The 26035-nt window shown below is 56.7% G+C and carries 24 protein-coding genes and 1 tRNA gene; 16 read left to right on the top strand and 9 right to left on the bottom strand.

The features are described from left to right. Positions 1-7 precede the first annotated feature (7 nt). The 4 genes from ACFQW4_RS18385 (at position 8) to ACFQW4_RS18400 (ending at position 4130) form a co-directional block, all read left to right on the top strand. Positions 8-1528 carry a xylose ABC transporter ATP-binding protein gene (locus ACFQW4_RS18385; protein WP_377726539.1) on the top strand — a complete coding sequence of 507 codons (1521 nt, stop codon included), beginning with the start codon at positions 8-10 and terminating at the stop codon, positions 1526-1528. After that, a complete protein-coding gene (xylH, locus tag ACFQW4_RS18390; protein ID WP_192236832.1) occupies positions 1521-2702 on the top strand; it encodes a xylose ABC transporter permease XylH in 1182 nt (393 codons plus the stop codon). The genes ACFQW4_RS18385 and xylH overlap by 8 nt, the downstream gene beginning before the upstream one ends. A gap of 93 nt (positions 2703-2795) precedes the next feature. Beyond that, positions 2796-3974 (top strand): D-xylose utilization transcriptional activator XylR, encoded by a 1179-nt coding sequence (xylR, locus tag ACFQW4_RS18395; protein ID WP_377726541.1) that lies wholly within the window; start codon positions 2796-2798, stop codon positions 3972-3974. A gap of 61 nt (positions 3975-4035) precedes the next feature. Beyond that, positions 4036-4130, top strand: a tRNA-Sec gene (locus ACFQW4_RS18400). Positions 4131-4147: 17 nt separating this feature from the next. Here ACFQW4_RS18400 and ACFQW4_RS18405 read toward each other — a convergent pair. Then, complete coding sequence (locus tag ACFQW4_RS18405) at positions 4148-4807, bottom strand: DUF1345 domain-containing protein (protein ID WP_101763861.1); 660 nt, start codon at positions 4805-4807, stop codon at positions 4148-4150. 268 nt (positions 4808-5075) lie between these two features. Here ACFQW4_RS18405 and ACFQW4_RS18410 point away from each other — a divergent pair, with 268 nt between their 5' ends. Further along, a complete protein-coding gene (locus ACFQW4_RS18410) occupies positions 5076-5924 on the top strand; it encodes an AraC family transcriptional regulator (protein ID WP_101763863.1) in 849 nt (282 codons plus the stop codon). On the opposite strand, the gene ACFQW4_RS18415 is transcribed toward ACFQW4_RS18410, so the two are convergent. After that, positions 5881-6279 (bottom strand): helix-turn-helix domain-containing protein, encoded by a 399-nt coding sequence (locus tag ACFQW4_RS18415; RefSeq protein WP_377726544.1) that lies wholly within the window; start codon positions 6277-6279, stop codon positions 5881-5883. The two genes, ACFQW4_RS18410 and ACFQW4_RS18415, sit on opposite strands and share 44 nt — an antisense overlap. Positions 6280-6613: 334 nt before the next feature. Continuing rightward, positions 6614-7606, bottom strand: a complete 993-nt coding sequence (locus ACFQW4_RS18420; protein WP_101763867.1) for a LacI family DNA-binding transcriptional regulator — start codon at positions 7604-7606, stop codon at positions 6614-6616. A gap of 401 nt (positions 7607-8007) precedes the next feature. Here ACFQW4_RS18420 and ACFQW4_RS18425 point away from each other — a divergent pair, with 401 nt between their 5' ends. Then, on the top strand, positions 8008-9471 hold the full coding sequence (locus ACFQW4_RS18425) for a sugar porter family MFS transporter (protein WP_101763868.1): 1464 nt from the start codon (positions 8008-8010) through the stop codon (positions 9469-9471). Between the two features lie 45 nt (positions 9472-9516). Here ACFQW4_RS18425 and ACFQW4_RS18430 read toward each other — a convergent pair whose 3' ends face one another. From ACFQW4_RS18430 to ACFQW4_RS18450, 5 genes are all read right to left on the bottom strand, one after another. After that, entirely contained in the window at positions 9517-10647 is a 1131-nt protein-coding gene (locus tag ACFQW4_RS18430) for an ROK family protein (protein ID WP_101763869.1), read from the bottom strand. 8 nt (positions 10648-10655) lie between these two features. After that, complete coding sequence (dnaC, locus tag ACFQW4_RS18435; protein WP_110868257.1) at positions 10656-11396, bottom strand: DNA replication protein DnaC; 741 nt, start codon at positions 11394-11396, stop codon at positions 10656-10658. Beyond that, positions 11396-11932 (bottom strand): primosomal protein DnaT, encoded by a 537-nt coding sequence (dnaT, locus tag ACFQW4_RS18440; RefSeq protein WP_101763871.1) that lies wholly within the window; start codon positions 11930-11932, stop codon positions 11396-11398. Before dnaT ends, dnaC begins: the two co-directional genes overlap by 1 nt. Positions 11933-12043: 111 nt before the next feature. After that, entirely contained in the window at positions 12044-12721 is a 678-nt protein-coding gene (locus tag ACFQW4_RS18445; protein ID WP_192236815.1) for a hypothetical protein, read from the bottom strand. 73 nt (positions 12722-12794) lie between these two features. Next, on the bottom strand, positions 12795-13490 hold the full coding sequence (locus ACFQW4_RS18450) for an autotransporter (RefSeq protein ID WP_137384840.1): 696 nt from the start codon (positions 13488-13490) through the stop codon (positions 12795-12797). Between the two features lie 140 nt (positions 13491-13630). Here ACFQW4_RS18450 and ACFQW4_RS18455 point away from each other — a divergent pair, with 140 nt between their 5' ends. The 9 genes from ACFQW4_RS18455 (at position 13631) to ACFQW4_RS18495 (ending at position 22855) form a co-directional block, all read left to right on the top strand. After that, on the top strand, positions 13631-14191 hold the full coding sequence (locus ACFQW4_RS18455) for a DNA-3-methyladenine glycosylase I (RefSeq protein WP_377726547.1): 561 nt from the start codon (positions 13631-13633) through the stop codon (positions 14189-14191). A gap of 109 nt (positions 14192-14300) precedes the next feature. Further along, the gene (locus tag ACFQW4_RS18460) at positions 14301-14963 is read left to right on the top strand and encodes an OmpA family lipoprotein (protein WP_101763875.1); all 663 of its coding nucleotides are present in this window, start codon (positions 14301-14303) and stop codon (positions 14961-14963) included. 159 nt (positions 14964-15122) lie between these two features. Further along, positions 15123-16127: a LacI family DNA-binding transcriptional regulator gene (locus tag ACFQW4_RS18465; protein ID WP_277974318.1), complete on the top strand. Its 1005-nt coding sequence runs from the start codon at positions 15123-15125 to the stop codon at positions 16125-16127. Positions 16128-16185: 58 nt separating this feature from the next. Then, positions 16186-17211, top strand: a complete 1026-nt coding sequence (locus tag ACFQW4_RS18470) for a LacI family DNA-binding transcriptional regulator (protein ID WP_377726548.1) — start codon at positions 16186-16188, stop codon at positions 17209-17211. A 125-nt stretch (positions 17212-17336) separates the two neighbouring features. Continuing rightward, positions 17337-18083: a sugar phosphate isomerase/epimerase gene (locus tag ACFQW4_RS18475; protein ID WP_101763878.1), complete on the top strand. Its 747-nt coding sequence runs from the start codon at positions 17337-17339 to the stop codon at positions 18081-18083. A gap of 10 nt (positions 18084-18093) precedes the next feature. After that, positions 18094-19038: a sugar kinase gene (locus tag ACFQW4_RS18480; RefSeq protein ID WP_377726612.1), complete on the top strand. Its 945-nt coding sequence runs from the start codon at positions 18094-18096 to the stop codon at positions 19036-19038. Between the two features lie 179 nt (positions 19039-19217). Next, positions 19218-20501, top strand: coding sequence for an MFS transporter (locus tag ACFQW4_RS18485; protein ID WP_101763879.1), 1284 nt, complete (start codon positions 19218-19220; stop codon positions 20499-20501). A 50-nt stretch (positions 20502-20551) separates the two neighbouring features. Then, positions 20552-21526, top strand: a complete 975-nt coding sequence (ghrB, locus tag ACFQW4_RS18490; RefSeq protein WP_377726551.1) for a glyoxylate/hydroxypyruvate reductase GhrB — start codon at positions 20552-20554, stop codon at positions 21524-21526. Positions 21527-21607: 81 nt separating this feature from the next. After that, on the top strand, positions 21608-22855 hold the full coding sequence (locus ACFQW4_RS18495) for a valine--pyruvate transaminase (RefSeq protein WP_377726553.1): 1248 nt from the start codon (positions 21608-21610) through the stop codon (positions 22853-22855). Positions 22856-22927: 72 nt separating this feature from the next. Here the strand turns inward: ACFQW4_RS18495 and ACFQW4_RS18500 are convergent, their stop codons facing one another. Next, complete coding sequence (locus tag ACFQW4_RS18500) at positions 22928-24361, bottom strand: PLP-dependent aminotransferase family protein (protein ID WP_110868250.1); 1434 nt, start codon at positions 24359-24361, stop codon at positions 22928-22930. 196 nt (positions 24362-24557) lie between these two features. Here ACFQW4_RS18500 and ACFQW4_RS18505 point away from each other — a divergent pair, with 196 nt between their 5' ends. Further along, a complete protein-coding gene (locus ACFQW4_RS18505) occupies positions 24558-26024 on the top strand; it encodes a hypothetical protein (protein ID WP_377726555.1) in 1467 nt (488 codons plus the stop codon). The last annotated feature ends 11 nt before the right edge of the window (positions 26025-26035 follow it).

The following is a 26035-nucleotide window of genomic DNA, read 5'->3' on the forward strand; positions in this document are numbered from 1 at the left end:
GAGGCCGATGTTGCTGGAAATGAACCATATCACCAAGCGTTTCGGCGCGGTGAAAGCTCTGGATGACGTGAGCCTGCAGCTGGAAGCCGGTGAAGTGATGTCGCTGTGCGGCGAAAACGGCTCGGGGAAATCGACCCTGATGAAGATCCTGTGCGGGCTGTATCCGCACGGTGACTTTGAAGGCAGTATCCATTTTGCGGGCGACGAGATTCAGGCGCAGACCATTCGTGATACCGAACGCAAAGGGATCGTGATCATCCATCAAGAGCTGGCGCTGGTGCGGCAGCTGACGGTGATGGAGAACATTTTCCTCGGCGCAGAGCTGGGACGTTTCGGCATGGTGGATGACGAAACCATGACGTTGCGTTGCCAGCAGCTGCTGGAGCGGGTCAAGCTGCAGGTATCGCCGGATACGCGCGTCGGCGAACTGGGATTAGGCCAGCAACAGCTGGTGGAGATTGCACGCGCCTTGAATAAACAGGTGCGCCTGCTGATCCTCGACGAACCCACCTCTTCGCTCACCGAACAGGAAACGGAGGTGCTGCTTAGCATCATCAAAAACCTGCGCGAACATGGCATCGCCTGCATCTACATTTCGCACAAACTCAACGAGGTAAAAGCGATTTCGGACACCGTCTGCGTGATCCGCGACGGTCAGCATATCGCGACCCGCGCGGCCGCCGGGCTGAGTGAGGATGACATCATCACCATGATGGTCGGGCGCGAGCTGACGGCGCTCTATCCGCATAGCCCACACGAGATTGGCGAAACCCTGTTGCAGGTAGAGAACCTCACGGCGTGGCATCCCATCAACCGCCATATCCGCCGGGTGGATAACGTCTCTTTTAGCCTGAAGCGCGGCGAAATTCTTGGCATTGCCGGGCTGGTTGGTGCCGGGCGAACCGAAACCGTGCAGTGTCTGTTTGGCGTTTGGCCGGGACGCTGGCAGGGCGATATTCATATTAACGGCAAGAAAGTCCGTATCAAGGACTGCCGCGCCGCCATCGCGCACGGCATCGCGATGGTGCCGGAAGATCGCAAAAAGGATGGCATCGTGCCGCTAATGGGCGTGGGCAAAAACATCACGCTAGCCGCGCTGGACCAATTTAGCCCCCGACTTTCGCTGCTGGATGACGCGCAGGAACAACAGGCAATTAATCAGGCCATTGCGCGCCTGCGGGTGAAAACCTCGTCGGCGGAACTGCCGATTAGTCGCCTGAGCGGCGGCAATCAACAGAAAGCGATCCTCGCTAAATGCCTGCTGCTCAATCCAAAAATCTTAATTCTTGATGAGCCTACACGCGGCATTGATGTGGGCGCGCGCCAGGAAATCTATCTGCTGATCAATTCGCTAGTGCAGCAAGGGATTGCCGTGATTGTCATTTCGTCTGAGTTGCCCGAAGTGCTGGGCCTGAGCGATCGGGTTTTGGTGATGCATGAAGGCAAAATCAAAGCCGATCTGATTAACGATAACCTGACTCAGGAGCAGGTGATGGAAGCCGCCCTGCGGAGTGAACACTATGTTTAAGACCGAAAGTACGCAACGCGGCCTCACTACGCCGGGTAAAGGTGCGCCAGGTAAATTCTCGCTGCCAAATCTGCAGGTGCTGGTGATGCTGGGGGCAATTGTGCTAATCGCCCTGTTCTTCACCTGGACCACCGACGGTGCCTGGCTCAGCGCACGTAATGTTTCCAACCTGCTGCGCCAGACCGCCATCACCGGCATTCTTGCGGTCGGCATGGTGTTCGTCATTATCTCTGCGGAGATCGATCTCTCGGTGGGTTCGATGATGGGGTTGCTCGGCGGTGCTGCAGCTATCTTTGACGTCTGGCTCGGTTGGCCGCTACCGCTCACCATCGTCGTGACTTTGGTGATGGGTTTGCTGCTCGGCACCTGGAACGGCTGGTGGGTGGCTTATCGCAAAGTTCCGTCGTTTATTGTCACACTGGCGGGGATGCTGGCGTTTCGCGGCATTCTGGTCGGCATCACCGATGGCACCACGGTAGCGCCTACCAGCCCGGCGATGTCGCAGATTGGCCAAAGCTATCTGCCTGGCGGGATCGGATTTGGCTTCGGCTTTGCTGGCCTGGCGCTGTTTATCCTCTGGCAATGGCGCTTGCGTCTGCGTCGCCAACAGCTTGGTCTGGCGCAAACTTCCGTCAGCGGTGCGCTGGTGCGACAGGTCGTCACCGCCATTCTGGTACTGGGCGCGATCTGGCTGCTCAACGATTATCGCGGCGTGCCAACGCCGGTCTTGCTGCTGGCGCTGCTGCTGCTCGGCGGCATGTTTATGGCGACGCGCACGGCCTTTGGTCGCCGGATTTATGCCATCGGTGGCAACCTGGATGCCGCGCGCCTTTCCGGCATTAATGTGGCCCGCACCAAGCTGGCGGTTTTCGCCATCAATGGCGTGATGGTGGCGATTGCTGGCCTGATCCTGAGCTCACGCCTTGGCGCGGGTTCGCCTTCGGCAGGCAACATTGCCGAGCTGGATGCTATCGCCGCCTGTGTGATTGGCGGCACCAGCCTGGCGGGCGGCGTTGGCTCGGTGGCGGGCGCGGTCATCGGCGCCTTTATCATGGCGTCGCTGGATAACGGCATGAGCATGATGGATGTCCCGACCTTTTGGCAGTACATCGTCAAGGGCGCCATTCTGCTGCTGGCGGTGTGGATGGATACCGCGACGCGCCGCCGGGTGTAATCGCGTGGGGGATCACATTGTGGCGCAAATTCTTTCTGCTGTCCGTCGTGCCATGCTATGCAAGGTGCTGTCGATTTAGGAGAGTGCGCCACGATGCATGAGAAACGCTATCGCATTACGTTGCTGTTCAACGCCAATAAGGTCTATGACCGCCAGGTGGTTGAGGGCGTCGGTGAGTATTTACAGGCATCACAAACGGATTGGGACATTTTCATTGAAGAGGATTTTCGTTGCCGCATCGACAATATCCGTGAATGGCTGGGCGACGGGGTTATCGCGGATTACGACGATCCCTCGATTGAAAAACTGCTGGCGAACGTGTCGGTGCCGATAGTTGGCGTTGGCGGATCGTACCATCAGCCGCAGGACTATCCGCCGGTGCATTACATCGCCACCGACAACGCCGCGCTGGTCGAGAGCGCCTTTTTGCATTTGAAAGAGAAAGGCGTGAACCGCTTTGCATTCTATGGCTTGCCCGCAGCCAGCGGCAAACGCTGGGCGCAAGAGCGTGAACATGCGTTTCGCCAGCTGGTGGCGCGCGAGCGTTATCAAGGCGTGGTCTATCAGGGCATGGAAACCGCGCCGGAAAATTGGCAGCACGCTCAAAACCGTCTGGCTGACTGGCTGCAAACCCTGCCGCAGCAAACCGGCATCATCGCCGTCACCGATGCCCGTGCGCGCCATCTGCTGCAGGCCTGTGAATACCTCAAAATTCCGGTGCCGGAGAAGCTCACGGTGATCGGGATTGATAACGAGGAACTGACGCGTTATCTGTCGCGCGTGGCGCTCTCGTCCGTGGCGCAGGGTTCACGCCAGATGGGTTATCAGGCGGCAAAACTGCTGCATCGCCTGCTGGATAATCAGCCTCTGCAACTGCAACGAATTCTGGTTCCACCGGTGAAAGTTATTGCGCGCCGCTCCACCGATTTCCGCTCCTTGCACGATCCCGCAGTGATTCAGGCGATGCATTACATCCGCTTTAACGCCTGCAAAGGTATTAAGGTTGAACAGGTGCTGGATGCCATCGGCATCTCAAGATCGAATCTGGAAAAACGCTTCCGTGATGAAACCGGCGACACCATTCACGCCATGATTCACCGCGAAAAACTGGAGAAAGCACGCGAGCTGCTGGCGTGTTCTTCGCTGAGCATCAATGAGATCTCACAAATGTGTGGTTACCCGTCGCTGCAATATTTCTATTCGGTGTTTAAAAAGAGTTACGCCAATACGCCGAAGGAGTATCGGCAACTTCACGGTGAAAACGTGCTGTGACGCACGGCTGAGATCAAGAATTCCGCCGCGATTGTCGCTATACTCCTGCGGCATCTTCAAAGGAAGATCGTCGTCTCCGGTGAGGCGGCCGGATTTCAAATCCGGTTGGGGCCGCCAGCGGTCCTGGGCAGGTTCGACTCCTGTGATCTTCCGCCACTTCCCGTTCATCCCCGTTAACTCAATAACCCCGCCCCCACATTCACCGACAATCCCAAAATCGCCAGATTGAATACAAACGAAATCACCGACTGTAACAGAGCGATTTGCCGCATATCCGTGGTGCCCGTTGCCACATCGGCGGTTTGCGAAGCTACCGCGATGGTGAAAGAGAAGTAGAGAAAATCCCAGTATCCCGGCTGTTCGGGCTTTTCAGGAAAGATCATCGGCGTGACATCCTTGCTGCGCCGCAGATAGTGATGATGCGCGTAATGCATGGCGAATGACGTCGGAAGCAGCGCCCAGGAAACCACCAAGGTTGCCGCGGTCAGCAGCAGATGCAGCACGCGCGGCGTTCCCGTCAGGCTCTTCAGCGTGGTGAGTTCCATCAGAATCGCCAGAATGCTGACCAGGCAGGTGAGCGTTACCATACTCAACACCAGCGTCGCGCTTTCATCCTCGATTTTAGCAATATGCGGAATATCTTTGGCCTCGGTGCCTAGCATGCGCAGCCACAGAAAAGCGAGATAGAGCCATGCCAGCACGTTCCAGCCAATCAGCAGACGCTGCAACATGCCCAGGTGCGCAGGCAGGAAGAAATAACAGGCCACGCCAGCCACAATCGAAATCAGCAAACGCAGACGCGCGCGAAGGTAATGCATCAGAGAAAGGCTCATGGTGTCAGAGGCTTAGTGAAGGAAGGTGGATAGGTTAACTGTAGACGCATTTGGTCAGTAATCTCTCAGGATTTCGTCTCAATCCATCACATGGCACTCTAAAACTGCAAAATAAAGGTGAGTGTGAACAAAGCGTAACCTGTAAGTTTTAGTTACAAGTTCAATAGAAAGGAAGTTTAGGAAGGCCCTCCCAACTTATACACACCTACGCTTTACTTCCCCACCTATCTCCGCCACTTTGCTCCTTCATCGCATTGTGGAGCCAGGCATGCTAATCCATCCAACCGATACTCTGACTTTTTCCGGCAATCCGCGTCAGGCTGAGCTGCGTCAGCGCCTGCTGCAGCCGGATGCGCCGAAAGTGATTGCCGCTGCGTTAGCGAAACAGCTGGACCGTGAAACCTTCACCCATCGCCACGCTGCGGGGCAACTCTTCTGTTTGAAGCAGGGGTTGATGACGGTGAAAACGCCGTCCGGTATTTTCGCCAATCCGCCGCGACTGGTGGGCTGGATTCCGCCCTACTTTGAACATGCGATCATCGGGCCGGGCCCGGTGCTTGGCTGGACAGTATTGGTGGACGATGCGCTGGCCGCGCCCTTGCCGGATCATCCCGTCCTGCTTTCCTGCCCGTCGGTGCTGGAGCCGCTGGCGGAAAGGCTGGCAACCTTATCGCCCGATCACTGGGGCAGCGCGCGCTACCATCGCCTGTGCGAGGTGTTCCTGGATGAGTTGTATGAATCGACCGAACATCCATTGACGTTACCGCTGCCGGCGGAACCGCGCTTGCTGCAGATTGCGCGCCTGTTAATGGACGACCCCGCCGATACGCGTACCGGGCCCGAACTGGCGCGCTGGGCGGGACTCAGCCCGCGCAGTCTGAGCCGTCATTGGGCCAGCGCGGTCGGCATGAGCTTGACGCGCTATCGCCAGGTTTCACGTTTACTCAAATCACTGGAAGGATTGGCGGCGGGCAAAAGTGTGCAGCAAGTGGCGTGGCAGGTCGGATTCGACAGTGTTAGCAGCTATATCAGCGCTTTTCGCAGCGCGTTTGGCTCAACGCCCGGCAAATACTTTACGCCGCCAGCCGACTCTGCGGATGCAAAAACAGCAAACTAGCGGGCCCGTCAATGTCCGGCAAACTGTGCTGATATTTGCGACGGAACGCGCCTGGCGGCAGGTCGAACATGCGGCGGAAGGTGCGGCAGTAAGTTTGCTGCGAGTCGAAGCCATATTTGATGGCGATATCCATCAGCGGCATATTGCTGTTCAACAGCGCAATCACCGAAGCCGTTAACTTGCGCTCGCGAATATAGGTACCCAGCGCGACGCCGGTGTAACTGCGAAACAGTCGCTGCAGATGCCACTGCGAATATCCGGCGCGGCGCGCCACGGTTTCCAGAATGAGTTTCTGCTCAATGTTGTCCTCAATCCAGAGCATCAGTTGTTGCATAAAGGCGGCGTGCAAATCCATCTTTCCTCCTGATGTCGAAATGAATACCGTGATACCGATAAATCGTCGCACATCCCGTAGCGGCGCGATTTATCGCGCAATAAATTGCGCCGCTACGATCAGTGCGCTCTGAAATTTCGGTGTCAGCGATTAACTGATAAGCATTATAAGAAGACGTTAGCTGGCTATGTGATGGGCAAAAGCCAATAAATAACGATAACTCGCCAATTTATGGCTGCGCCACATCCAGTTCGATAGTTGTCAAAACGAGAGGGATTTGTCATCACCGGCCGCTCGCCGCTGGATGGTCAGGGAAATCCTTTTCCGCTGCTTCATCTGCGCTATGCGCCGTGATTTAAATGGTCGCGCCCATTGAAAGGCGATAATGCAGGTCGACCTGCTCGATGGTGGGCTGCTGGTTGATCTTTTTCAGGATGATCTCCGTCGCCACTTTTCCCATCTCAAAGCGCGGCGTGATCACGCTAGCTAAGCGTGGCGTGGTTGCCTGACCAATTTCCAGCCCGTGAAAACCGGCAATCGCCATCGCTTGTGGCACGGCAATGCGCGCCGCCTGACACTCCTGCAGCACGCCAACCGCCAGATCGTCATTGGTACAAAGAATCGCATCCATCTCCGGATAGAGCTGGCGCGCCAGCGTCATCATGCCGGTGCCAATCGATACCGAAGAGACCTTGTTCGGCACAATCCGGCCCGCAGGCAACCCGGCCGCTTCAACCGCATCGCGATAACCGGCGTAGCGTTGCTCATCACGGCGATCGGACATCGAACCAAAATAGATAACGCGCTGTTTGCCGCTGGCCAGCAGCATCGCCGTCATGTCGTAGCCGGCGCGATAGTTGTCGAAGCCCACATTGATGCGTCCACGCGCCTCGGTCAGCCCCATCACTTCCGCCACCGGAATGTTGGCGGCGTTTAGGTATTTTTCTGCGCGCACGGTGTGCACAGATTCGGTCAGGATCAGCCCTTTGATGTTAAAGGCCAGCACCGTGGCGATCTGCTCCTCTTCACGCTGGGCGTTGTAGTCGTAATTGACCACCAGCGTTTGATAACCGTGCGCGCTGGTCACCGATTCAATGCCCGCCAGCAAGTCGGCAAAGATTTGATTATTAAAAGAAGGAATTAACACGCCGATGCGCGGTGGGTTCTGTTTGGTCGCTGCGACATTTTCGCTATCCGCGACGTAGCCAATTTCGGCAATCACGCTGGCGATTTTCTCCGCCGTTTCCGTTTTGACCTTTTCCGGCGTGCGCAGATAGCGACTTACCGTCATTTTGGTGACGCCCGCCAGGGTAGCAATATCGTCCAGAGTGATGCGCTGCGTTTTCATTACGGCGTCCGCAAAGAGGGGCTGATAATCAACGTATTATGCCCGTTGCCTGTTAAAAAATGAAACGCACCCGTGCGCTCCGTCGGGTGAAATAAACTCGGTAAACCCGCGTATTTAACAGAATGAAAATTCCAATAAAAAGCAAATTTTGCAATGCCCTTACAAAGTGAATTGATGAAAAACCTATCATTTCATTGGGCTATAAGCATACCCCTGACGACTTATTCGGCAATTTTCGCCACCCCCTTCACACTTTTCGGAAAAAATGATCCAAATACCATCATTTAGAACATATATTCCAACACGAAGACCTCGCGTGAATAAAAGTTGAACATCGAAACCTACACCACCCTCTTTCTGGACAAGTAACGTTCAGGCCGTAGAGACAAGGGGCTATAACAATGGATACCAGGCAAAAACGCTACAACATGAAGTATGTCATTCTCTGCTGTACTGTCGCGGCATTCGGCGGTCTGCTGATGGGATATGACTCTTCCATTATCTCCGGTGCAATCGAACCCTTAAGTGAATATTTCCAGTTAACGCCCGCTGAAACCGGCTGGGCCGTTTCCAATATCCTGCTCGGCAGTTTGATCGGCTGCTTTATGGCACCGCGCCTCAGTGACAAGCTGGGACGTAAAAAATCCCTCGCCATCACCGCCCTGCTGTTTACCGTTTCGGTGATCGGCACGGCGCTGGCGCATAACTTCACCGTGTTCGTCATCTTCCGCATGATTGGCGGATTAGCGATTGGCCTGGCGTCGGTAATTTCGCCTATCTATCTGGCCGAGCTGTCGCCTTCGAAGTTTCGTGGCCGTACCACCGCGCTCTATGCGGTGTGCTGCGTCGGCGGACAATCGGTAGTGTTGCTGACCAACTACTTCATCACCAAATCCACCTTGCCGGATGTGATGATCAACATGGGCTGGCGCTACATCCTCGCCACCGCGCTGGTGCCGTGCGCGCTGTTTATTTTGTTCATCGCCTTTATCCCGGAATCACCGCGCTGGAACGTGCTGAAAGGCAAGTACGATGAAGCGCTGGATACGCTGACCAAAATCTCTAACCGCGAACATGCCGAGAGCGTGTTCAACGAAATCAAACATTCGTTTTCTGATAAAACCGCGCAGCAGCACAAATCGCGTCTGCGTCTGGATAAAACCACCATTCCATTGCTGATTGTCGGCATCGGTTTGGCGGTGGGTAACCAGATCAGCGGTATCAACGTCATTCAGTACTTTGGGCCAACCTTGCTGAAAAACGTCGCGGGCAGCACTGACTCAGCGCTGCTGCAAACCTTCTGGCTGTCGATTTGTCAGTTTATTGGCGTGCTGGCGGGGATGATGCTGATCGATAAAGTCGGTCGTCGTAAGCTGCTGCTGCTGGGCGCAATCACCTCTTGCGTGTGCCTGACCTACTCCTTCATCGCCTTCTATTACCACTTGCCGGGTATGCTGGCGGTTATTGGCCTGTTCGCTTACATGATTTTCTTCGGTATGACGTGGGGGCAGATCGTCTGGACGGTGCTGGGCGAAGTGTTCCCAACCGAGATTCGTTCGATTTGCGTGGGGATTTCCATCTGCGCGATGTCGATGGCCAACTTTGTTATCAGCAGCACCTTCCCGATCATGAACAGCAGCCCGATGCTGCTGGATATGTTCCACGGTGGCTTCCCACTGTTGCTGTTCGCAATCTTCTCGCTGGGTATGTACTTCTTCACCTTCCGCTATCTGCCAGAAACGGCCGGCGTGTCGCTTGAGAAGATTCATGCGCTGGTGCTGCGTAAATTTAACGTCGAAGCAGAGTTGCCTGAGACGACGTCCACCGTGAAGGCGAGCGAATCATTTGATATTCCACGGCATTAATCGGTAAGGATAGGGATCTGCAGGGCGCCCTTTATGGCGCCCTTGTTAACTCAGGCGTTCGTACTGCTCAATCACCGCCAGCGCTAAGCCGTTGGCCGGATCGATACGCAGCGGCAGGAAATGCAGCGCGGTATGGGCGAAGGTAAAGGCCAGCGCGCCGGCCTGCGCCGCCTGCTGCACCGCCTGCACAAACGCTGGCTGCGCATTCCACGGCCCATCAATAATGATGCTGGCCGGATTCACCAGCTGCATCACCTGACTCAACGCGTTGCCCAAGTGGGTGCCCGCCTGCGTCATCACCTCTTTCAGGATTTCCGGTTCGCTCTCGCCATTCTGCCAGCGCAGGCCCGGTTTGCGTTTTGCCAGCTGCTGCTGAATGGCCGGTTTGCTCACCAGCGTTTCCAGACAACCTAAGCGACCGCAGCTACAGCGTTCGCCGTTGGGTTGCACGATAAGATGGCCGATCTCGCCCGCCGTCCAGCTGCTGCCGGTAAACACTTCGCCGTGTTCCACCAGCGCGCCGCCTAATCCTTCAGAAATTCGCAGATAGAAATGGCTTTGCGACTTATTCAGTTCGAGTTGCTGCACCGAAAGCAGCGCCGCCGCTTTGACGTTATTCATGATGCGCAGCGGCAGCGGCATCTCGTGGCTGAGGATGGTCATCACATCCACATCCTGCCAGCCCAGATGCGCGGAAAAATGCACCCAGCCGCGATGCGGATCGATGATGCCAGGGAAACCAATCGCCACGCCGAGCAGCTCGGGATGCGCCGCGTGCAAGGTCTGGCACACTTCCACCAGCTCATGCAGCAACTGCTCGGGATCGCTGGTTTCGGTGCGCCAGGTTTGCTCGGCAATCACCTGCGAGAAATAGTCGCACACGCGCCAGTGAATTGCCTGGCGCTCCACCATGATGCCCGCGCTTTTCAGCTTTTCGGCGCGCAACGAGATTTCGATTTTCGGTCGTCCTGCTGACGCCACGCTAACCGGGCCGAGCTCATTGATCAGCCCGGCTTCCAGCAAATCATCGACAATCAGTGAAACGGTGTTTTTGCTCAGCTCGAGCGCTAAAGCCAGATCCTGGCGGGAGGTGATGCGGGTGGTGCGCAGTTGCATCATCACCCGCTTCAGGTTGTTCAGGCGAAGTAGTGCTGGACCTTTACCGGCTGCTTTCATAGCACTCCTCAATACTCATCACCGCGCACACGGCTGCGATAACTTTCCCAGTCAAAGCGCACCCACAAGCTGTTGCCGAGGCGCATACGGTCCATCACGCGTTCACCCAGCAGCGAATTCATGCCGGCGGGATCGAGGTTCGATAACATGCCCGTTGGGCGTTTCGACGATGAGCGGCGATCAACAATCTGATTGATGATCACTTTTTCATAGCGCGATTCACTCTGCATGCCGATCTCATCGATCACCAGCAGATCCACATGGCTGAGATCGTGCAGCAGGCGCTCTTCAGTTAAATCGCTGCCGCCGCTGAAAGTGCCCTTCATGCTCGACATCAAGTCGGCCACGGTCACAATCAGCACGCTTTTACCGCGAATAATCAGATCGTTACCAATCGCTGCGGCAAGGTGGTTTTTACCGGTGCCGGGACGACCGGAAAAAACAAAACTGGAGATGCTGTTTTCAAATCCGGCGGCGTATTCGCGCGCCATGGCCAGCGCTTTGCGCTGCCCATCATTTTCCACGCGATAGTTGTCGAACGAGCAGTTCATGTGCAGCTCGCGGATGCCCGAGCGCCCCATGATGCGCTGCATTTTCATCGCGCGGTTTTCTCGCACAATCGCTTCCGAGCGCAAGCGGCCCTGTTCCTGGTTCCAGGCCAGCAGCTCCGCGCCGCTTTTGAATTTCGGCTGCACTTCGGACGGCATCATCTTTTTCAGGCGACTAAAAAGATCGTTCGGCGTTTTCATTACTCACCTCGGAATCCATCGGGAATATCGTAATCAGTATTGCTGATTTGCGTGAGATCGCGCTTTGGCTGTCCGCCATTGGCGGCGCGATTCATCTGCACGCTGCGCGCTAACTTCTGCTGCCACTGCACATGATGGAACAAACGGCCTTCCGCCTGCCAGTACGCCACAAACGTGGCCAGCTCGGCGGCGGTAACCGGTTCACTCAACGCCACGCCCCAGATGGCGGCCTGACGCTGAAAATCGCTATCGGGCTGCCAGCCTTCATACATCGCGAACTTGCCCACCGGCGTGGCGATGGGCGCGCTTTCGGTCTGAAACAGACTCTCATCCAGCGTGACATCATTGGGCTGCTGCGCGGCGGCTTCCAGCGCCAGCAGCTGCGCCAGACGCTGCGGCGTGAGCGCATAAAACGCCGGCGTATTGTTATGCAGCACCGCCAGCGTGCCGTTATCGGCCTGCTGCAGCACGGCGAGCGGGTCATGGCAGAAGCCATCCAGCCCCACCAACGTTGAAGATAAGATTTTGACTGACATGAAGAAACCTGACGTTAACCAGCATGGTGCGCCGGGCGGCAAATTCAGCCCGGCGTTATGCGGTAAGTGTACCTGTTTTAGGACAAGTGATCGTCAAAAAGGTCGCAGCGATTAGCGTGGCATCGTCAGCGGTTCGGCGCGATCCACATGGCGTGACGCGTGCGGCACCCGAACCGCGACAGGCTGCGGCCGGGTTTGCCAAAGATAGCGAGCCGATGCGATCAGGCACAGGCTGTAGCCAAACATCTCGCTGCCCTCTTCCGCCATGTTTTTTACCACGCGGTTATAACCATCGAGCATCAGATGTTCCCACAGCTGATGCATGCCAAACAGGCGCGAAAACACCAAAATAGCCAGTAAACCTGCGGCCATCATCTGCCAGCTGCGATGCTGAACCAGCGACGCCAGCCCGGGCAGGATTTGGCGCGGCTGGCGGAAGGCCATCGCCAGACAGGCCGCCGTCGTCGCCAGCGCAAACCACAGCCATGCGCCGTGCCTGATGAAATCGAACAGGAAGTCCATCTCACGAATCAGCATGCAGCTGTAAAAACCGCCGACCAGGATCAGCACGCTGCGTTGTGATGGCCGCTGCCAGGCCGAGAGGAAATAGAAGGTGGCGATGAGCAAGAGCATCAGCTCCTGGGTGATTTCGGTGAAGGAGGTTTCGTGCAGGGCATCGTTCATCCAGTTGACGTCGATGTAGACCATCGCCATACAGAAAACGAGTACCAATCCACTGATGAGAAAGGCCGTAACTTCACGGCTAATAAGAATAATATTGTTGCGCATATTGTGACCAAAGTAATGATTAGCGCGCTTAGTATATGGACCTCAGGTTTTGTCACTTCTCTTTTTATGCCGATTAGAAGCTGGCGCTGACGCCCAGGCTATAAATAAACTGCTCACCGCTGGTCACTGCGCCGGTTTGCGCAAAAGAAGCAAAGGCCGCCATATTTTGCCCCAGCGGCATATTTGCGCCGACGCTGACATCCACCCAATTATTTTCCCGTCCGTTGATATCCTCGGCTCGTTCGCGGGTGGGCGATGGCAACTCTTCATTTACCAGATGGCTGTAACTTACCTGCGCCCACGGCGATATCCCACTAAAGCTAGAATCCACGCGCCAGCCAACGGAGGCAATGTGCTCGGCGTTGTTGCTATCCACTCCTGCGCACTTCGGACAGCTCAAAGTCGAATCATCTACCGCAAACTGCGCCACCGGCCCGGTGCTCACCGCTTTACTCATCGGCATCGACCAGCCGGCAGAGTAGCGATTAACAAAAGGCGTAGCGCCGACGCTGGCGGTTTCACTGTGCATCACCAGCGCGTAGTCATTTGGCGAGTTAAGCGCGGCGTCAAACAGGTTTGCATCGGGGTTTTCTGTCAACATCAGGTGATTACTGGAAATTTTTTCAGCAAGTATGGCGTTGTAATCGGGTGCGCTATTCTGGCTCGATTGATCAAAGGCATAGGTATTCCCGGCCAGAAAAAATAGCCATACACTGCCAAAAGCCAGCGCGATTATATGCTGGCCTGTCCGCTGACTTTTCTGCAACATGAAGGACTCCTGACGAGCCGGGAAGAGATGGGCGTTTAGGTTTTATAAGATCTATATCGGCGCCCCTTGTATAACTATTAATCGCTTTTGCCATTCGTCAAGGGAACTACCGCTATTTCATAGGCTAAGGGAGTGATGCAATGCAACGTTGTGGCTGGGTAACTGAGGATCCACTGTATCTGGCGTACCACGATAAAGAGTGGGGCGTGCCGCAAACCGATAAGCGAGTCTTATTTGAAATGGTCTGTCTTGAAGGCCAACAGGCCGGACTTTCATGGATTACGGTACTGAAAAAACGCGAAAACTACCGCCGCGCGTTCCATGAATTTGATCCCGCAGCCGTGGCGTTGATGGATGAAAGCGACATGGCACGGTTGATGCAAAATGCGGGACTGATTCGCCATCGCGGCAAGCTGGAAGCGATCATCAACAATGCGCGTGCCTTTCTAGCGCTGGAAGCCACCGGAGAGGAGTTTTCACGCTTTATCTGGTCTTTTGTCGACCATACGCCGATTTTGCACCGATACGCGAATTACAAAGACGCGCCAACGACCTCCGAGCCCGCGATTGCGCTGTCGAAAGCACTTAAGAAGCGTGGTTTTAAATTCGTCGGCCCCACAACCTGCCACTCATTTCTACAGGCCTGCGGCTTAATTAATGATCATCAAACCAGCTGTTTTTGCCATCCTGATAATCTTTAAAGCAAAAGTTTACAAATTAAGACTGACCCTCACGCATTTCCCCATAATTGAACGGCATAATAGTGCCGTTTTGGGGCTTTTCCCCGTTTAAATCTGTGAGGGGTTTTTCATGAATAAGCGTATTTTGGCGCTGACCTTGTTACTGAGCGGCAGCCTCGCGCTGTCGGGTTGTACCACCAATCCCTATACCGGCGAATCGCAGGCGGGCAAATCGGGTATCGGCGCCGGTTTGGGCGCGGTGCTGGGTGCGGGCGTGGGCGTGCTGTCGTCGTCGAAGAAAGATCGCGGTAAAGGTGCGCTGATTGGTGCAGCATCCGGTGCCGCACTGGGCGGCGGCGCGGGTTATTACATGGATGTGCAGGAAGCGAAACTGCGCGACAAAATGCGCGGCACCGGCGTCAGCGTGACGCGTCAGGGCGACAACATCGTGCTCAACATGCCGAATAACGTCACCTTTGATTCCAACAGCAGCAACCTGAAACCGGCGGGCGCCAACACCCTGACCGGCGTGGCGATGGTGCTGAAAGAGTATCCAAAAACCGCCGTGAATGTGGTGGGCTACACCGATAGTACCGGCACGCGCGCGCTGAATATGCGCCTGTCACAGCAGCGCGCCGACAGCGTGGCCAGCGGTCTGATTCTGCAAGGCGTGGCGCAAAACCGTCTGCGCACCCAGGGTTTAGGCCCGGATAATCCGGTTGCCAGCAACAGCACCGAAGACGGTAAAGCGCAGAACCGTCGCGTTGAGATCACCCTCAGCCCGCTGGGCTAAAAGTAAAGAGCCGATCTGCACGAACAGATCGGCTTTTGTCACATTTTTTCGCCTCTTTTGACACCATCTTTGTTAGAAAAAGCTAAAAAATTCGTAACCGATAGAGCCGCCTTTTCCTTTATGCTAGTGTGATCAAAAATTGATCAGTGGGACGCTATCATGTCACTCAAAGCCATCGCCGCTACCCTTGGCCTCTCTGTTACTACCGTGAGCCGGGCGCTAAATGGCTATGACGATGTAGCGGCCGTCACGCGTAAACGCATTGAAGACGAAGCGAATGCGCGCGGCTATCGCCCCAACGACGCTGCCCGCCGCCTGAAAACCGGGCGCGCCAATGCGGTCGGTCTGCTCTTTCCCATCAGCCACGCCTCGCTCAATGACAGCTATTACAGCCAAATGCTGCTGATGCTCGATCAACGCCTCGCCCAGCACGATATTGATTTGTTGTTGCTGCCTGACAAACCGCAAGGGCAACAGCGTAAGCTGATCCGCATGCTGCGCAGCGGCGCCATCGATGCGCTGATTTTAACCCACACCCTGCCGCAGGATGCGCGACTGCAACGCTTGCAGCAGAAGGGTTTCCGCTTCCTGACGCTCGGCCGCAGCGAGCTGCCGCTGCCGTACGCGTGGATCGATTACGATAATCACGCCGGTACCTTCCTGGCGGCAGAACACTGCCTGCAACAAGGATGGCCGCGTCTGGCCTATCTCGGCAGTAACGAAACGGCAACGTACATCCTCGATCGCCGTCAGGGATTTATTGATGCGCTGATTCGGCATCAGGCGCCGGTCGATCAATCCCTGATGGCCGCGCTACCCGCCACGCGCCGCTCCGGCTATCAGCAAACCAATGCCTGGCTGGCACAAGGCGACGCGCCGCAGGCGATCATCACCGATTGCAGCACGCTGGGTGAAGGTGCCGCGATTGCGCTGCAGCAGGCGGCCCGCCTCAAGGGCGCGCAGGCGATTCCGCTGTATGTGTATGATGGATTGCCGCCCGATTCGATTGTCGATCAGCCAGTGAACACCATTCTGCAATCATCGCAGCAGCACATTGGCGAGCGCATCGCCGAAATGGTGCTGCAACTGCTCGATGATGTGCCGCCTGGCGATCTGCAAACGCTCTGGCAGCCGGTGCTGCGACTCACTTCTGACGCGCAATGATTGCGCCTGGCGCGAGCTGTGTTAGTCTTCGCCTGTTTCTTTTCAGCAGGTGTAAGCAATGAAAACCAGGCAGCCACGAGCCACAATCAGTGACGTTGCCCGTACGGCAAAAACCGGTAAAACCAGCGTTTCCCGCTATCTGAATGGCGAAGTGAATCTGCTCTCGCCCGATCTCAAAGCCCGTATCGAACAGGCCATCGCCGAACTCAACTATCGTCCCAGCCAGATGGCGCGCGGACTGAAACGCGGCCGCACGCGTTTGATTGGCCTGATCATTGCCGACATCACCAATCCTTACTCGGTTGACGTGCTGAGCGGCATCGAAGCGGCGTGTCGTGCGCAGGGCTTTACCCTGCTGATGTGTAACACCAACAACGAAGTCGATCTCGAACAACATTACCTGCAACTGCTTAGCAGCTATCAGGTGGAAGGCATTGTGGTTAATGCCGTGGGCATGCATGAAGAAGTGCTCAATCGCCTGCAACAGTCGATGCTGCCGATGGTATTGATTGACCGGAAAATCCCCGATTTCGCCTGCGATATGGTGGGGCTCAACAACGTTGAAGCCTCCACGGTTGCGACCCAACATTTGCTGGATAACGGCTATCAAGCCCTGCTCTTCCTTAGCGAGCCGCTCGGCAGCGTTAATACGCGCCGTGAACGTCTGCGCGCCTTCTACGACACGGTAAAAAACGCGCCAGAGATTGCGGCAGAGAATGCCGAGGTAGCGCTGCATCAGCCCGACGCGCTGGAAAAACAGCTGCGGGAATTCCACCAGCGCCATCCCGACAAACGCTGTGCGGTGATCGCCGCCAACGGCGCGCTGACCTTGCAAGTGGCGCGCGCGCTGCAGCGCCTTGCGCTGCGCTGGGGCGAAGCGATTGGCCTGCTGGGCTTTGACGAACTGGAATGGGCGGCGCTGGCGGGCGTCGGCATCACCACCTTGAAGCAGCCCACCTGGCAGATTGGTTACGCCGCGCTGGAGCAGGTTATCGCGCGCATTGAGGGCAGCGAGCAATCGGTCAGCGAACAGCTCTTCTCCGGCGAACTGATTGTGCGCGGCTCCAGCCAGCCGCTGCGCTAAGCCGGCCTTTTATGGCTCACTTCGTGAGCATGATCATAATTTCACGGTCTGCGCCTTTCCTTTGGAACCGGTTCCATTTAGTTTTTTTATAACGAATGGGATGTGGTCATGCCCGGAGAAACGTGATGAAACCAGAAATTATTGTTGTAACTGCCGCATACGGCGCGCAGAAAGTAGCGGAATTGGGTGGCCAGGCCGCGCTGTTGCCGCTGATCAAACAGGCCGGCGCGGATGGCGTCGAAATTCGTCGCGAGCTGTTCAACGAAAATGAACTCTGCCTGCTGCATGCGCTGGGCAATGCGATTTCCCAGCATCAGCTGAGCGCCAGTTATTCCGTGCCGGAAGCGTTGTGGCTGGATGATGGTGCGCTGAATCCGCGTCTGGCGCAGTTCCTGCAGGAAGCCGAACAAATCGGCGCTCAGCGCCTGAAAGTGGCGCTTGGCCATTTCGTTGAACTTGATGCGCGCGCGCTGCTCGATGTACTTAAAGCATCAACGGTGACGCTGGTGGTTGAGAACGATCAAACGCCAGACAGCAAACTGGCGCCGATGCTGCGCTTCTTCCATCAGGCTTGCGATGCCGCATTGCCGCTGGATATGACCTTCGATATGGGCAACTGGCAGTGGACCGGCGAAGACGGTTTGCAGGCCGCCGCGCAACTCAGTCGCTACGTTAGCTACATCCACGTTAAAGCGGCGGTGCCACACGGCGCTACTTTCCGCGCGATCGCGCTGGATCAGGCCGACGATAGCTGGCGCACGCTGCTGAACGCGCTGCCAACCGACGCACCGCGCGGCATCGAATTCCCGCTGGAAGGCGGGGATTTGCTGGCGGTCACGCGCCATTACGTTGACCTGCTGCGTGCAGCGTAAGGAGCCGATGATGACGCAAAAAACGCTGGATGTGGTGACGATTGGTGAAGCGATGGCGATGTTTATCGCCCAGCAAACCGGCGATCTCGCCGCAGCAGAAGGCTTCGTCAAACGCATTGCTGGGGCCGAACTCAACGTGGCGATTGGCCTGGCGCGCCTCGGTTTGCAGGTCGGTTGGGTGAGCCGCGTCGGCGACGACAGTTTTGGTCGCTTCACACTGCAACAGCTGGAAAAAGAGGGCGTCGATCACCGCTGCGTCACCACGGACGCGCGCTATCGCACCGGCTTCCAGCTCAAATCCCGCGTCGATGACGGCTCCGATCCGGAAGTCGAATATTTCCGCAAAGGCTCCGCCGCCAGCCATCTGTCGCCCGACGATTTCAACGACGACTACTTTGGCAGCGCGCGCCATCTGCATTTAAGCGGCGTGGCGGCGGCAATCTCTGACAGCTCGCTTGCCCTGGCGCAACACGCGGCAAAAGAGATGCGCGCGCGGGGCAAAACCATCTCCTTCGATCCTAATCTGCGTCCGGTGTTATGGCGCAGCGAAGAGGAGATGCGCAAGCAACTCAATCATCTGGCGGAATACGCCGATTGGGTGCTGCCGGGCGAGAAAGAGGGTTTGATTCTCACCGGCTACCGCCAGCCGGAAGCCATCGCCGATTTCTACCTCGATAAAGGGGTGAAAGCGGTGGTGATCAAAACCGGTAGCGACGGCGCCTGGTACAAAACCGCCGACGGCCAGCAAGGCCAGGTCGCACCGATTCGCGTCGAGAATGTGGTCGATACCGTGGGTGCCGGCGACGGCTTTGCGGTTGGGCTGATCAGCGCTTTGCTGGAAGGAAAATCCCTGCCGCAGGCGATTCTGCGCGGTAATAAGATCGGTTCGCTGGCGATTCAGGTCGCTGGCGACAGCGAAGGCCTGCCGACGCGCGCGGCATTGGGCGATTACTGATAACAGCACAATCCCGTAGCGGCGCGATGCATCGCGCGCTTTTCGCAGCGGCTTCGCTGCCAGAAGCGCAATAAATTGCGCCGCTACGGGTCCGTACGAAACCAAATAGCTGTACCCACTACAACAATATCGCGAGGCGCATCCACTGAATGCGTCCACCTCAACCAGAGGAGTCACCCATGAAATCGCAGACAATCGCGCCAAAACGCTGGTGGTTTATCATGCCCATCGTGTTTATCACCTACAGTCTGGCGTATCTGGACCGGGCGAACTTCAGCTTCGCCTCTGCCGCAGGGATAAATGACGATCTCGGCATCACCAAAGGCATGTCATCGCTGCTGGGCGCCCTGTTCTTCCTCGGCTACTTCTTCTTCCAGATCCCCGGCGCGCTGTACGCCGAACGTCGCAGCGTGAAGAAGCTGATTTTCTGGTGCCTGATTTTATGGGGCGGCTGCGCCTCGCTGACCGGCGTGGTCAGCAACATTCCGATGCTGGCGGCGATCCGCTTTGTGCTCGGCGTGGTGGAAGCGGCGGTAATGCCGGCGATGCTGATCTATATCAGCAACTGGTTTACCAAATCCGAACGTTCGCGCGCCAATACCTTCCTGATCCTCGGTAATCCGGTGACGGTGCTGTGGATGTCGGTGGTTTCCGGCTATCTGATTGAGTCCTTTGGCTGGCGCGAGATGTTTATCATTGAAGGCATCCCGGCAGTGATCTGGGCGGTGGCCTGGTGGTTCCTGGTGCAGGACAAACCTGCCCAGGCCAAATGGATGAGCGAAAGCGAGAAAGCCGCGCTGCAGGCGCAGCTGCAAAAAGAGCAGGAAGGGATTAAAGCGGTACGTAACTACGGTGAAGCGTTCCGTAATCGCAACGTGATCCTGCTGTGCCTGCAATATTTTGCCTGGAGCATCGGCGTGTACGGTTTCGTGCTGTGGCTGCCGTCCATTCTGCGTAACGGTTCGCAGATGGGCATGGTGGAAGCCGGTTGGCTGTCTGCGGTGCCGTATCTGGTGGCGACCATTGCGATGATCGTGGTGTCGTGGGCGTCGGATAAAACTCAGAACCGTAAACTGTTTGTCTGGCCGCTGCTGCTGATTGGCGCGCTGGCGTTCCTCGGTTCGTACCTGGTGGGCTCCAGCAACTTCTGGCTGTCGTATACGCTGCTGGTAATTGCCGGTGGGGCGATGTATGCGCCTTACGGTCCGTTCTTCGCCATCATTCCGGAGATGTTGCCGCGCAACGTCGCCGGTGGTGCGATGGCATTAATCAACAGCATGGGCGCACTGGGTTCCTTCGTCGGATCGTGGATTGTAGGCTATCTTAATGGCGCGACCGGTTCGCCTGCCGCCTCCTACATTTTCATGGGTGCTGCGCTGCTGGCTTCGGTTTGGCTGACGTTGATCGTCAAACCAGCCCAGAACAAAACGCCGCCGCCCGTTCACGGGGCGAAGCACGCGTAATCGATTCGGGAGGCCTTAAAGCCTCCCCTACATTTTAAAGGGAGCAAAAGATGAAACCTGCTGTGATTCTTTATAAGAGCCTGCCAGATGACCTGCGCACCAAACTGGATGCCCATTTCACCGTCACTGAAGTGCATGACATTTCCCCGGAAACTATCGAAAAGCACGCGGCACAGTTCGAACAGGCGCAAGGTTTGCTCGGCTCTGGCGGCAAAGTGGATGGCGAGCTGCTGGCAAAAATGCCCGCGCTGCGCGCCTGCTCCACCGTGTCGGTGGGTTACGATAACTTCAACGTTGATGCGCTGAATCAACGCAAAGTGCTGCTGATGCACACACCAACCGTGCTGACCGAGACTGTCGCCGATACCATGATGGCGCTGGTTCTGAGCACCGCACGTCGCGTGACCGAGCTGGATAAGTGGGTCAAAAACGGCGAGTGGAAAAAGAGCATCGGACCGGATCATTTCGGCATTGATGTGCACCACAAAACTCTCGGCATTCTCGGCATGGGCCGCATCGGCCTGGCGCTGGCGCAGCGTGCGCACTTTGGCTTCGGCATGAACATTCTCTACAACGCGCGTCGTCAGCATGAAGAGGCGGAAACCCGCTTTGGTGCGCGTGCCTGCGATCTGGAAACCTTGCTGAAAGAGAGTGATTTTGTCTGCATCAGCCTGCCGCTAACCGAACAGACGCACCATATGATTGGCGCGGCGCAGCTCAAGTTGATGAAGCCAAGCGCAATTCTGATCAACGCCGGTCGCGGTCCGGTGGTCGATGAGCAGGCGCTGACGGCGGCGCTGAAAGACGGCACTATCCACGCCGCCGGTCTGGATGTGTTCGAAGTTGAGCCGGTGCCTGCCGATGCCGAAATTTTGACGCTACCGAACGTGGTCGCGCTGCCGCACATCGGTTCCGCCACCCATGAAACCCGTTACGGCATGGCGCGCGACGCGGTAGATAACCTGATCGCCGCCCTGAGCGGCAAAGTCGAGAAAAACTGCGTTAACTCGCAGATCCAAGGCTAAGCGGCCGCTTTACCCATTGCGCCTGCCAGCGGCGGGCGCTATGGTGGTTCCCCATTCGATTTCACAACGTTTTAACTTCCTATGTCCTTTTCTCAGTTCGGCGACAAATTTACTCAAAACTCCGGCATCTCACGTCTGATGGAAGACATGGGTGAAGGCCTGCGCACGCCCGGCACCATCATGCTTGGCGGCGGTAATCCGGCGCAGATCCCGGCGATGAATGACTATTTCAACCAGTTGCTGATGCAGATGCATCAGGACGGCAAACTGAGCGAAGCGCTGTGCAACTACGATGGTCCGCGCGGCAAAGCGCTGCTGCTGGATGCGCTGGCGAAGATGCTGCGTGAAGAACTTGGCTGGCCATTAACCGCGCAAAACATCGCGCTGACCAACGGCAGCCAGAGCGCGTTCTTCTATCTCTTCAACCTGTTCGCCGGACGTCGCGCCGACGGCAGCAAAAAGCGCGTGCTGTTCCCGCTGGCACCGGAATATCTCGGCTACGCCGATGCCGGTCTGGAAGAAGATCTGTTTGTCTCCGCCAAGCCAAACATTGAGCTGCTGCCGGAAGGCCAGTTCAAATATCACGTCGATTTCGATCATCTGCCGCTGAATGACGATGTCGGCCTGATCTGCGTATCGCGCCCGACCAACCCAACCGGCAACGTGATCACCGATGATGAACTGCTGCAGCTGGATGCGCTGGCGCAGCAGCACGGCGTACCGCTGCTGATTGATAACGCGTACGGCGTGCCGTTCCCCGGCATCATCTTTAGCGAAGCGCGCCCGCTGTGGAATCCCAATACCATTCTGTGCATGAGCCTGTCGAAACTCGGCCTGCCCGGCGCACGTTGCGGCATTATCGTCGCCGATGAGAGCACTATCACCGCCATTGGTAACATGAACGGCATTATCAGCCTGGCGCCGGGCAGCATCGGTCCTGCGATTGCCAATGAGATGATCGTACGCGGGGATCTGCTGCGGCTGTCGCAAGAGGTGATTAAGCCGTTCTATCAGGCCAAAGTCAGCGAGACGATTGCGATTCTGCGCCGCTATTTGCCGGAAGATCGCTGCCTGATTCATAAACCCGAAGGCGCGATTTTCCTCTGGCTGTGGTTCCGCGATCTGCCGATCAGCACCGAAACGCTGTATCAGCGCCTGAAAGCGCGTGGCGTGCTGATGGTGCCCGGCCACTTCTTCTTCCCCGGTTTGGAGCACGAATGGCCGCACACCCATCAATGCATGCGCATGAACTATGTGCCGGATGCAGAGAAGATTGAGCGCGCGGTGCAGATATTGGCGGAAGAGCTGGAAGCCGCGTTTAAGAATTAAAGCTTCAACGTCGCGCGATGAATCGCGCCGCTACGATTGTGTGCACATTCCGTAGCGGCGCAATCTATTGCGCTATCCCTGCGTTATAGATAGCTGGCACCACTGCGCCAGCTGCTGAATCGCCTGCTCCACTTCGGCATTCCAGCCAAAACCGGCATTGAGTCGAAAACAGTGATCGTAGCGGTGATCGGTAGCGAAAATATGGCCCGGCGCGATGCCGATACCCGCGTTGCGCGCCTTGAGAAACAGCGCGCGCACATTCAGCGCACCGATCGGCATTTCTACCCATAACACATAGCCGCCTTCAGGATCAGACACCCGCGTGCCCGGCGGGAAGTAGCGCAGCACCGCCTGACGCATATGCTGAATTTGATTCTTTAACTCGCGCCGTAGCTTACGCAGATGCGCATCATAGCCGCCGCTGCGCAGCAGTTCGGCAATCGCTGCTTGCGACAACACCGACGTGCCCATGCTGGTGGTGTATTTCAGCGAGGCGATTTTGCGCATGTAGTTGCTGCTGTGCACCCAGCCAATGCGAATGCCCGGCGCGACGGTTTTCGAGAAGCCGCTGCACAAAATAGCGTTCGGGCTGAAGGCACGCATTGGAAACGGACGACGCTCGCCAAACGCGGTATCACCGAAGATATCATCCTCAATGATCACCACATCGTTCTCGTCGGCCTGACGCGCGATATAGGCTTTCTGCTCGTTGGGAATGCTTTTGCCGAGCGGATTATTGATGTTGTTGATGGTGAGATACGCCTGCACCGCTTTGCGCTGGAACAGTGACGTGAGTTTCTCCACATTAACGTAACCTTCCGGCCCGGCTTCCACCTCAATCACCCGCAGATTGAGGTTATGCAGCATCTGCAGCAACACGAAATAGCACGGCGATTCCACCGCAACGATATCGCCTGGCCGCGTGGTGGCGCGTAGCGCCAGCGAAATCGCTTCGATGCAGCCGTTGGTGATCAGGATGTCATCCGCATTGATATTGCAGCCATAATCCACCGCGCGGCGTGCAATTTCATTTTTCAGCGGCGCGTAGCCGGTGCCTTTCACAGTATTCCCCAGCAGCGCCGGTTTGCTGTAACCCATCTGGCGCATCAGCAAACCAATCTTCTTCACCGGATAGAGTGAAAGGTCGCCGTTGGCCAGATCCAGCCGCACGCGGCAGTCTGAGCCGAGCATCGCCAGATGCAGCTCGGTCTGCTCGTCGAGCGGCGCCACTTCGCGCGCTTGCTCGTTGATGACCGTGGGAAAGGTTTTATTAACAGGCCGCGGGGCGACAAAAAAACCGGACTTGGGACGCGCCACCGCATAGTGCTCATCCTCAAGCGTGCGTAATGTTTTCAGCGCGGTGGTCATGCTGACGCTGTACTGCGTCGCCAGCGTGCGCACCGACGGTAAACGGCTGTCGGGCGGCAGCGAGCCGCTGTGAATGGCTTGTTTTATCTGCTCTGCGATTTGACGGTAACGACTGCCCTGTTCCGTTTCACCCGCCATCTGTTCCACCCTATTTCGTCCGGATCTGTGCGTTTTCACCAGATTACATTCAAAGTACTTTAGGCTGCATTAGTTAATTGATAACCCGCGCAATCGTCTTTAAGGCATTCATTCCGTAGCACCTTCGTGGCCCATTTCCCGTCTGATGCCGCCAGCACGGCAGCAGCGACTTTTTAGCCAAAGGATGAAGTGAAAAATGAATAATCTGTCCACCCTGATGCGAGAGATTAGTGGATATCTCACCCCCACGATTATTGATTCCGCGCAACACTGTTCACGCCGTTTACTTGCCGCGCTCCCGGATGCCACTCACCCGGAGAATAACCGCGTGCTGCTGGCCTACGGCGGCGGCAAAGACAGCAGCTATATGGTGGCGTACGTGCGCTACATTCAGGGGCTGATCTGGCAGCAACATGGCAGCACCTTTCAGCTGCGCATTAGCACCAACCGCCATGCGGCAATGAACGACAGCGTAATGGAGAATATCGATCGCGTGTATCGCGCGTTGCACATCCACGATGATGACTTTACCGAATGTCTGGTGACTGACGGCTTGCAAATCCGCCACTTCGATCGCCATTTACCGATGCCAGACAGCGTGCGCCAGCAGAATCGCAACGATGTGCTGATGAATGGCCATCGCTTCCGCGCCGATGCGCGCTCGACGTTTTGTAACGCCTGTAATCTCAGCATGGTGAACTCGTTTGGCCTGGCGGCGCATTACGACGGCGGCGTTGATGTGATCATCACCGGCGATTCGCCGCAGGAGCAAACCGCTTATCTGGCGTGGGCGCGCCACCTTTCACGGCTGTTTGCGGCTCCGGTGGCGGATAAATCGCGCGGCTTTAGCGGCTTCCTGCAGACGCTGGATGGCGTGGCCGAGCGCTATTTCGCCAATATCTACGGTGCCGATCAGGTGACGCCCGCGCACCGCATTACCTGGCAGCTGGAACGCGATCCGCTGTTCTTCAATATCTATCAGGACACCGCCTATGAAGCGGGCGCGCACTGGGCGCTGCTGACTGAATTTATGCATTTCCGCTTTGATGAACTGATGTTCAGCTTCTCCGAATCGGACTGCGGTAACCCGACGTTAATGGCACATATTCGCGGTCTGCGTGCGGAGACGCTGTTGCAGCGCAGCTACGCCGAAGGCATTCGCGAATATGTGCGCTTTGCGCTCGGGCTGATGGTGAAAAAAGATTTCCCGCCGCAGCTGATTGATGAGATGGCGGCACGTTATCAGGACGATGAAGCGATTAAGCGCGCCCGCCAGCGTGCCGCGCAGTTCGCCGAACAGGCATTTGGCCTCAATGAAACCCAACTGGTTTGCATGATCTATTCGCCGTTTATCGCCGAAGGCAATCAGCTGAAAAGCTGGCTGCAGCAGCTAGTCGATGCGCCGGACGAAGCGGCGGTGCGCGCCTTGCTGCGCGGCGAAAGCGACGACCTGGGGCTGGCGCAGCAGCTGGAGCAACGCTCTGGTTTGACCGTGGCGCAGATGCGTCACTGCTGGCGTAGCAAGCAGGTGAGTTCACTGCTGGACGATCAGCGCGGCGATGCGCTTTCGCGCGTGCTGCGTTTTGACCCGCACAAAGCAGTGATTCAGGTGAATAACGGGGTCATGCACGACGTCGTCACTGAAGTGATCTCCGGGCGTTAACCCGGTAAGGC

The sequence above is a fragment of the Pantoea sp. GCM10028869 genome (genome assembly GCF_042666835.1).
Taxonomy (GTDB): domain Bacteria; phylum Pseudomonadota; class Gammaproteobacteria; order Enterobacterales; family Enterobacteriaceae; genus Pantoea; species Pantoea leporis.

Excerpts from the sequence above, each read along its gene's own strand:
- ACFQW4_RS18425 (WP_101763868.1), top strand. The coding sequence starts at position 8,008 with ATGGATACCAGGCAAAAACGCTACAACATGAAGTATGTCATTCTCTGC.
- ACFQW4_RS18475 (WP_101763878.1), top strand. The coding sequence starts at position 17,337 with ATGAAACCAGAAATTATTGTTGTAACTGCCGCATACGGCGCGCAGAAA.
- ACFQW4_RS18445 (WP_192236815.1), bottom strand. The coding sequence starts at position 12,721 with ATGCGCAACAATATTATTCTTATTAGCCGTGAAGTTACGGCCTTTCTC.
- xylR (WP_377726541.1), top strand. The coding sequence starts at position 2,796 with ATGCATGAGAAACGCTATCGCATTACGTTGCTGTTCAACGCCAATAAG.
- ACFQW4_RS18500 (WP_110868250.1), bottom strand. The coding sequence starts at position 24,361 with ATGGCGGGTGAAACGGAACAGGGCAGTCGTTACCGTCAAATCGCAGAG.
- dnaC (WP_110868257.1), bottom strand. The coding sequence starts at position 11,396 with ATGAAAACGCCGAACGATCTTTTTAGTCGCCTGAAAAAGATGATGCCG.
- ghrB (WP_377726551.1), top strand. The coding sequence starts at position 20,552 with ATGAAACCTGCTGTGATTCTTTATAAGAGCCTGCCAGATGACCTGCGC.
- ACFQW4_RS18495 (WP_377726553.1), top strand. The coding sequence starts at position 21,608 with ATGTCCTTTTCTCAGTTCGGCGACAAATTTACTCAAAACTCCGGCATC.
- ACFQW4_RS18450 (WP_137384840.1), bottom strand. The coding sequence starts at position 13,490 with ATGTTGCAGAAAAGTCAGCGGACAGGCCAGCATATAATCGCGCTGGCT.
- ACFQW4_RS18410 (WP_101763863.1), top strand. The coding sequence starts at position 5,076 with ATGCTAATCCATCCAACCGATACTCTGACTTTTTCCGGCAATCCGCGT.
- ACFQW4_RS18430 (WP_101763869.1), bottom strand. The coding sequence starts at position 10,647 with ATGAAAGCAGCCGGTAAAGGTCCAGCACTACTTCGCCTGAACAACCTG.
- ACFQW4_RS18460 (WP_101763875.1), top strand. The coding sequence starts at position 14,301 with ATGAATAAGCGTATTTTGGCGCTGACCTTGTTACTGAGCGGCAGCCTC.
- ACFQW4_RS18405 (WP_101763861.1), bottom strand. The coding sequence starts at position 4,807 with ATGAGCCTTTCTCTGATGCATTACCTTCGCGCGCGTCTGCGTTTGCTG.
- ACFQW4_RS18485 (WP_101763879.1), top strand. The coding sequence starts at position 19,218 with ATGAAATCGCAGACAATCGCGCCAAAACGCTGGTGGTTTATCATGCCC.
- ACFQW4_RS18470 (WP_377726548.1), top strand. The coding sequence starts at position 16,186 with ATGAAAACCAGGCAGCCACGAGCCACAATCAGTGACGTTGCCCGTACG.
- ACFQW4_RS18455 (WP_377726547.1), top strand. The coding sequence starts at position 13,631 with ATGCAACGTTGTGGCTGGGTAACTGAGGATCCACTGTATCTGGCGTAC.
- ACFQW4_RS18505 (WP_377726555.1), top strand. The coding sequence starts at position 24,558 with ATGAATAATCTGTCCACCCTGATGCGAGAGATTAGTGGATATCTCACC.
- ACFQW4_RS18385 (WP_377726539.1), top strand. The coding sequence starts at position 8 with ATGTTGCTGGAAATGAACCATATCACCAAGCGTTTCGGCGCGGTGAAA.
- ACFQW4_RS18420 (WP_101763867.1), bottom strand. The coding sequence starts at position 7,606 with ATGAAAACGCAGCGCATCACTCTGGACGATATTGCTACCCTGGCGGGC.
- ACFQW4_RS18465 (WP_277974318.1), top strand. The coding sequence starts at position 15,123 with ATGTCACTCAAAGCCATCGCCGCTACCCTTGGCCTCTCTGTTACTACC.
- dnaT (WP_101763871.1), bottom strand. The coding sequence starts at position 11,932 with ATGTCAGTCAAAATCTTATCTTCAACGTTGGTGGGGCTGGATGGCTTC.
- ACFQW4_RS18415 (WP_377726544.1), bottom strand. The coding sequence starts at position 6,279 with ATGGATTTGCACGCCGCCTTTATGCAACAACTGATGCTCTGGATTGAG.
- xylH (WP_192236832.1), top strand. The coding sequence starts at position 1,521 with ATGTTTAAGACCGAAAGTACGCAACGCGGCCTCACTACGCCGGGTAAA.
- ACFQW4_RS18480 (WP_377726612.1), top strand. The coding sequence starts at position 18,094 with ATGACGCAAAAAACGCTGGATGTGGTGACGATTGGTGAAGCGATGGCG.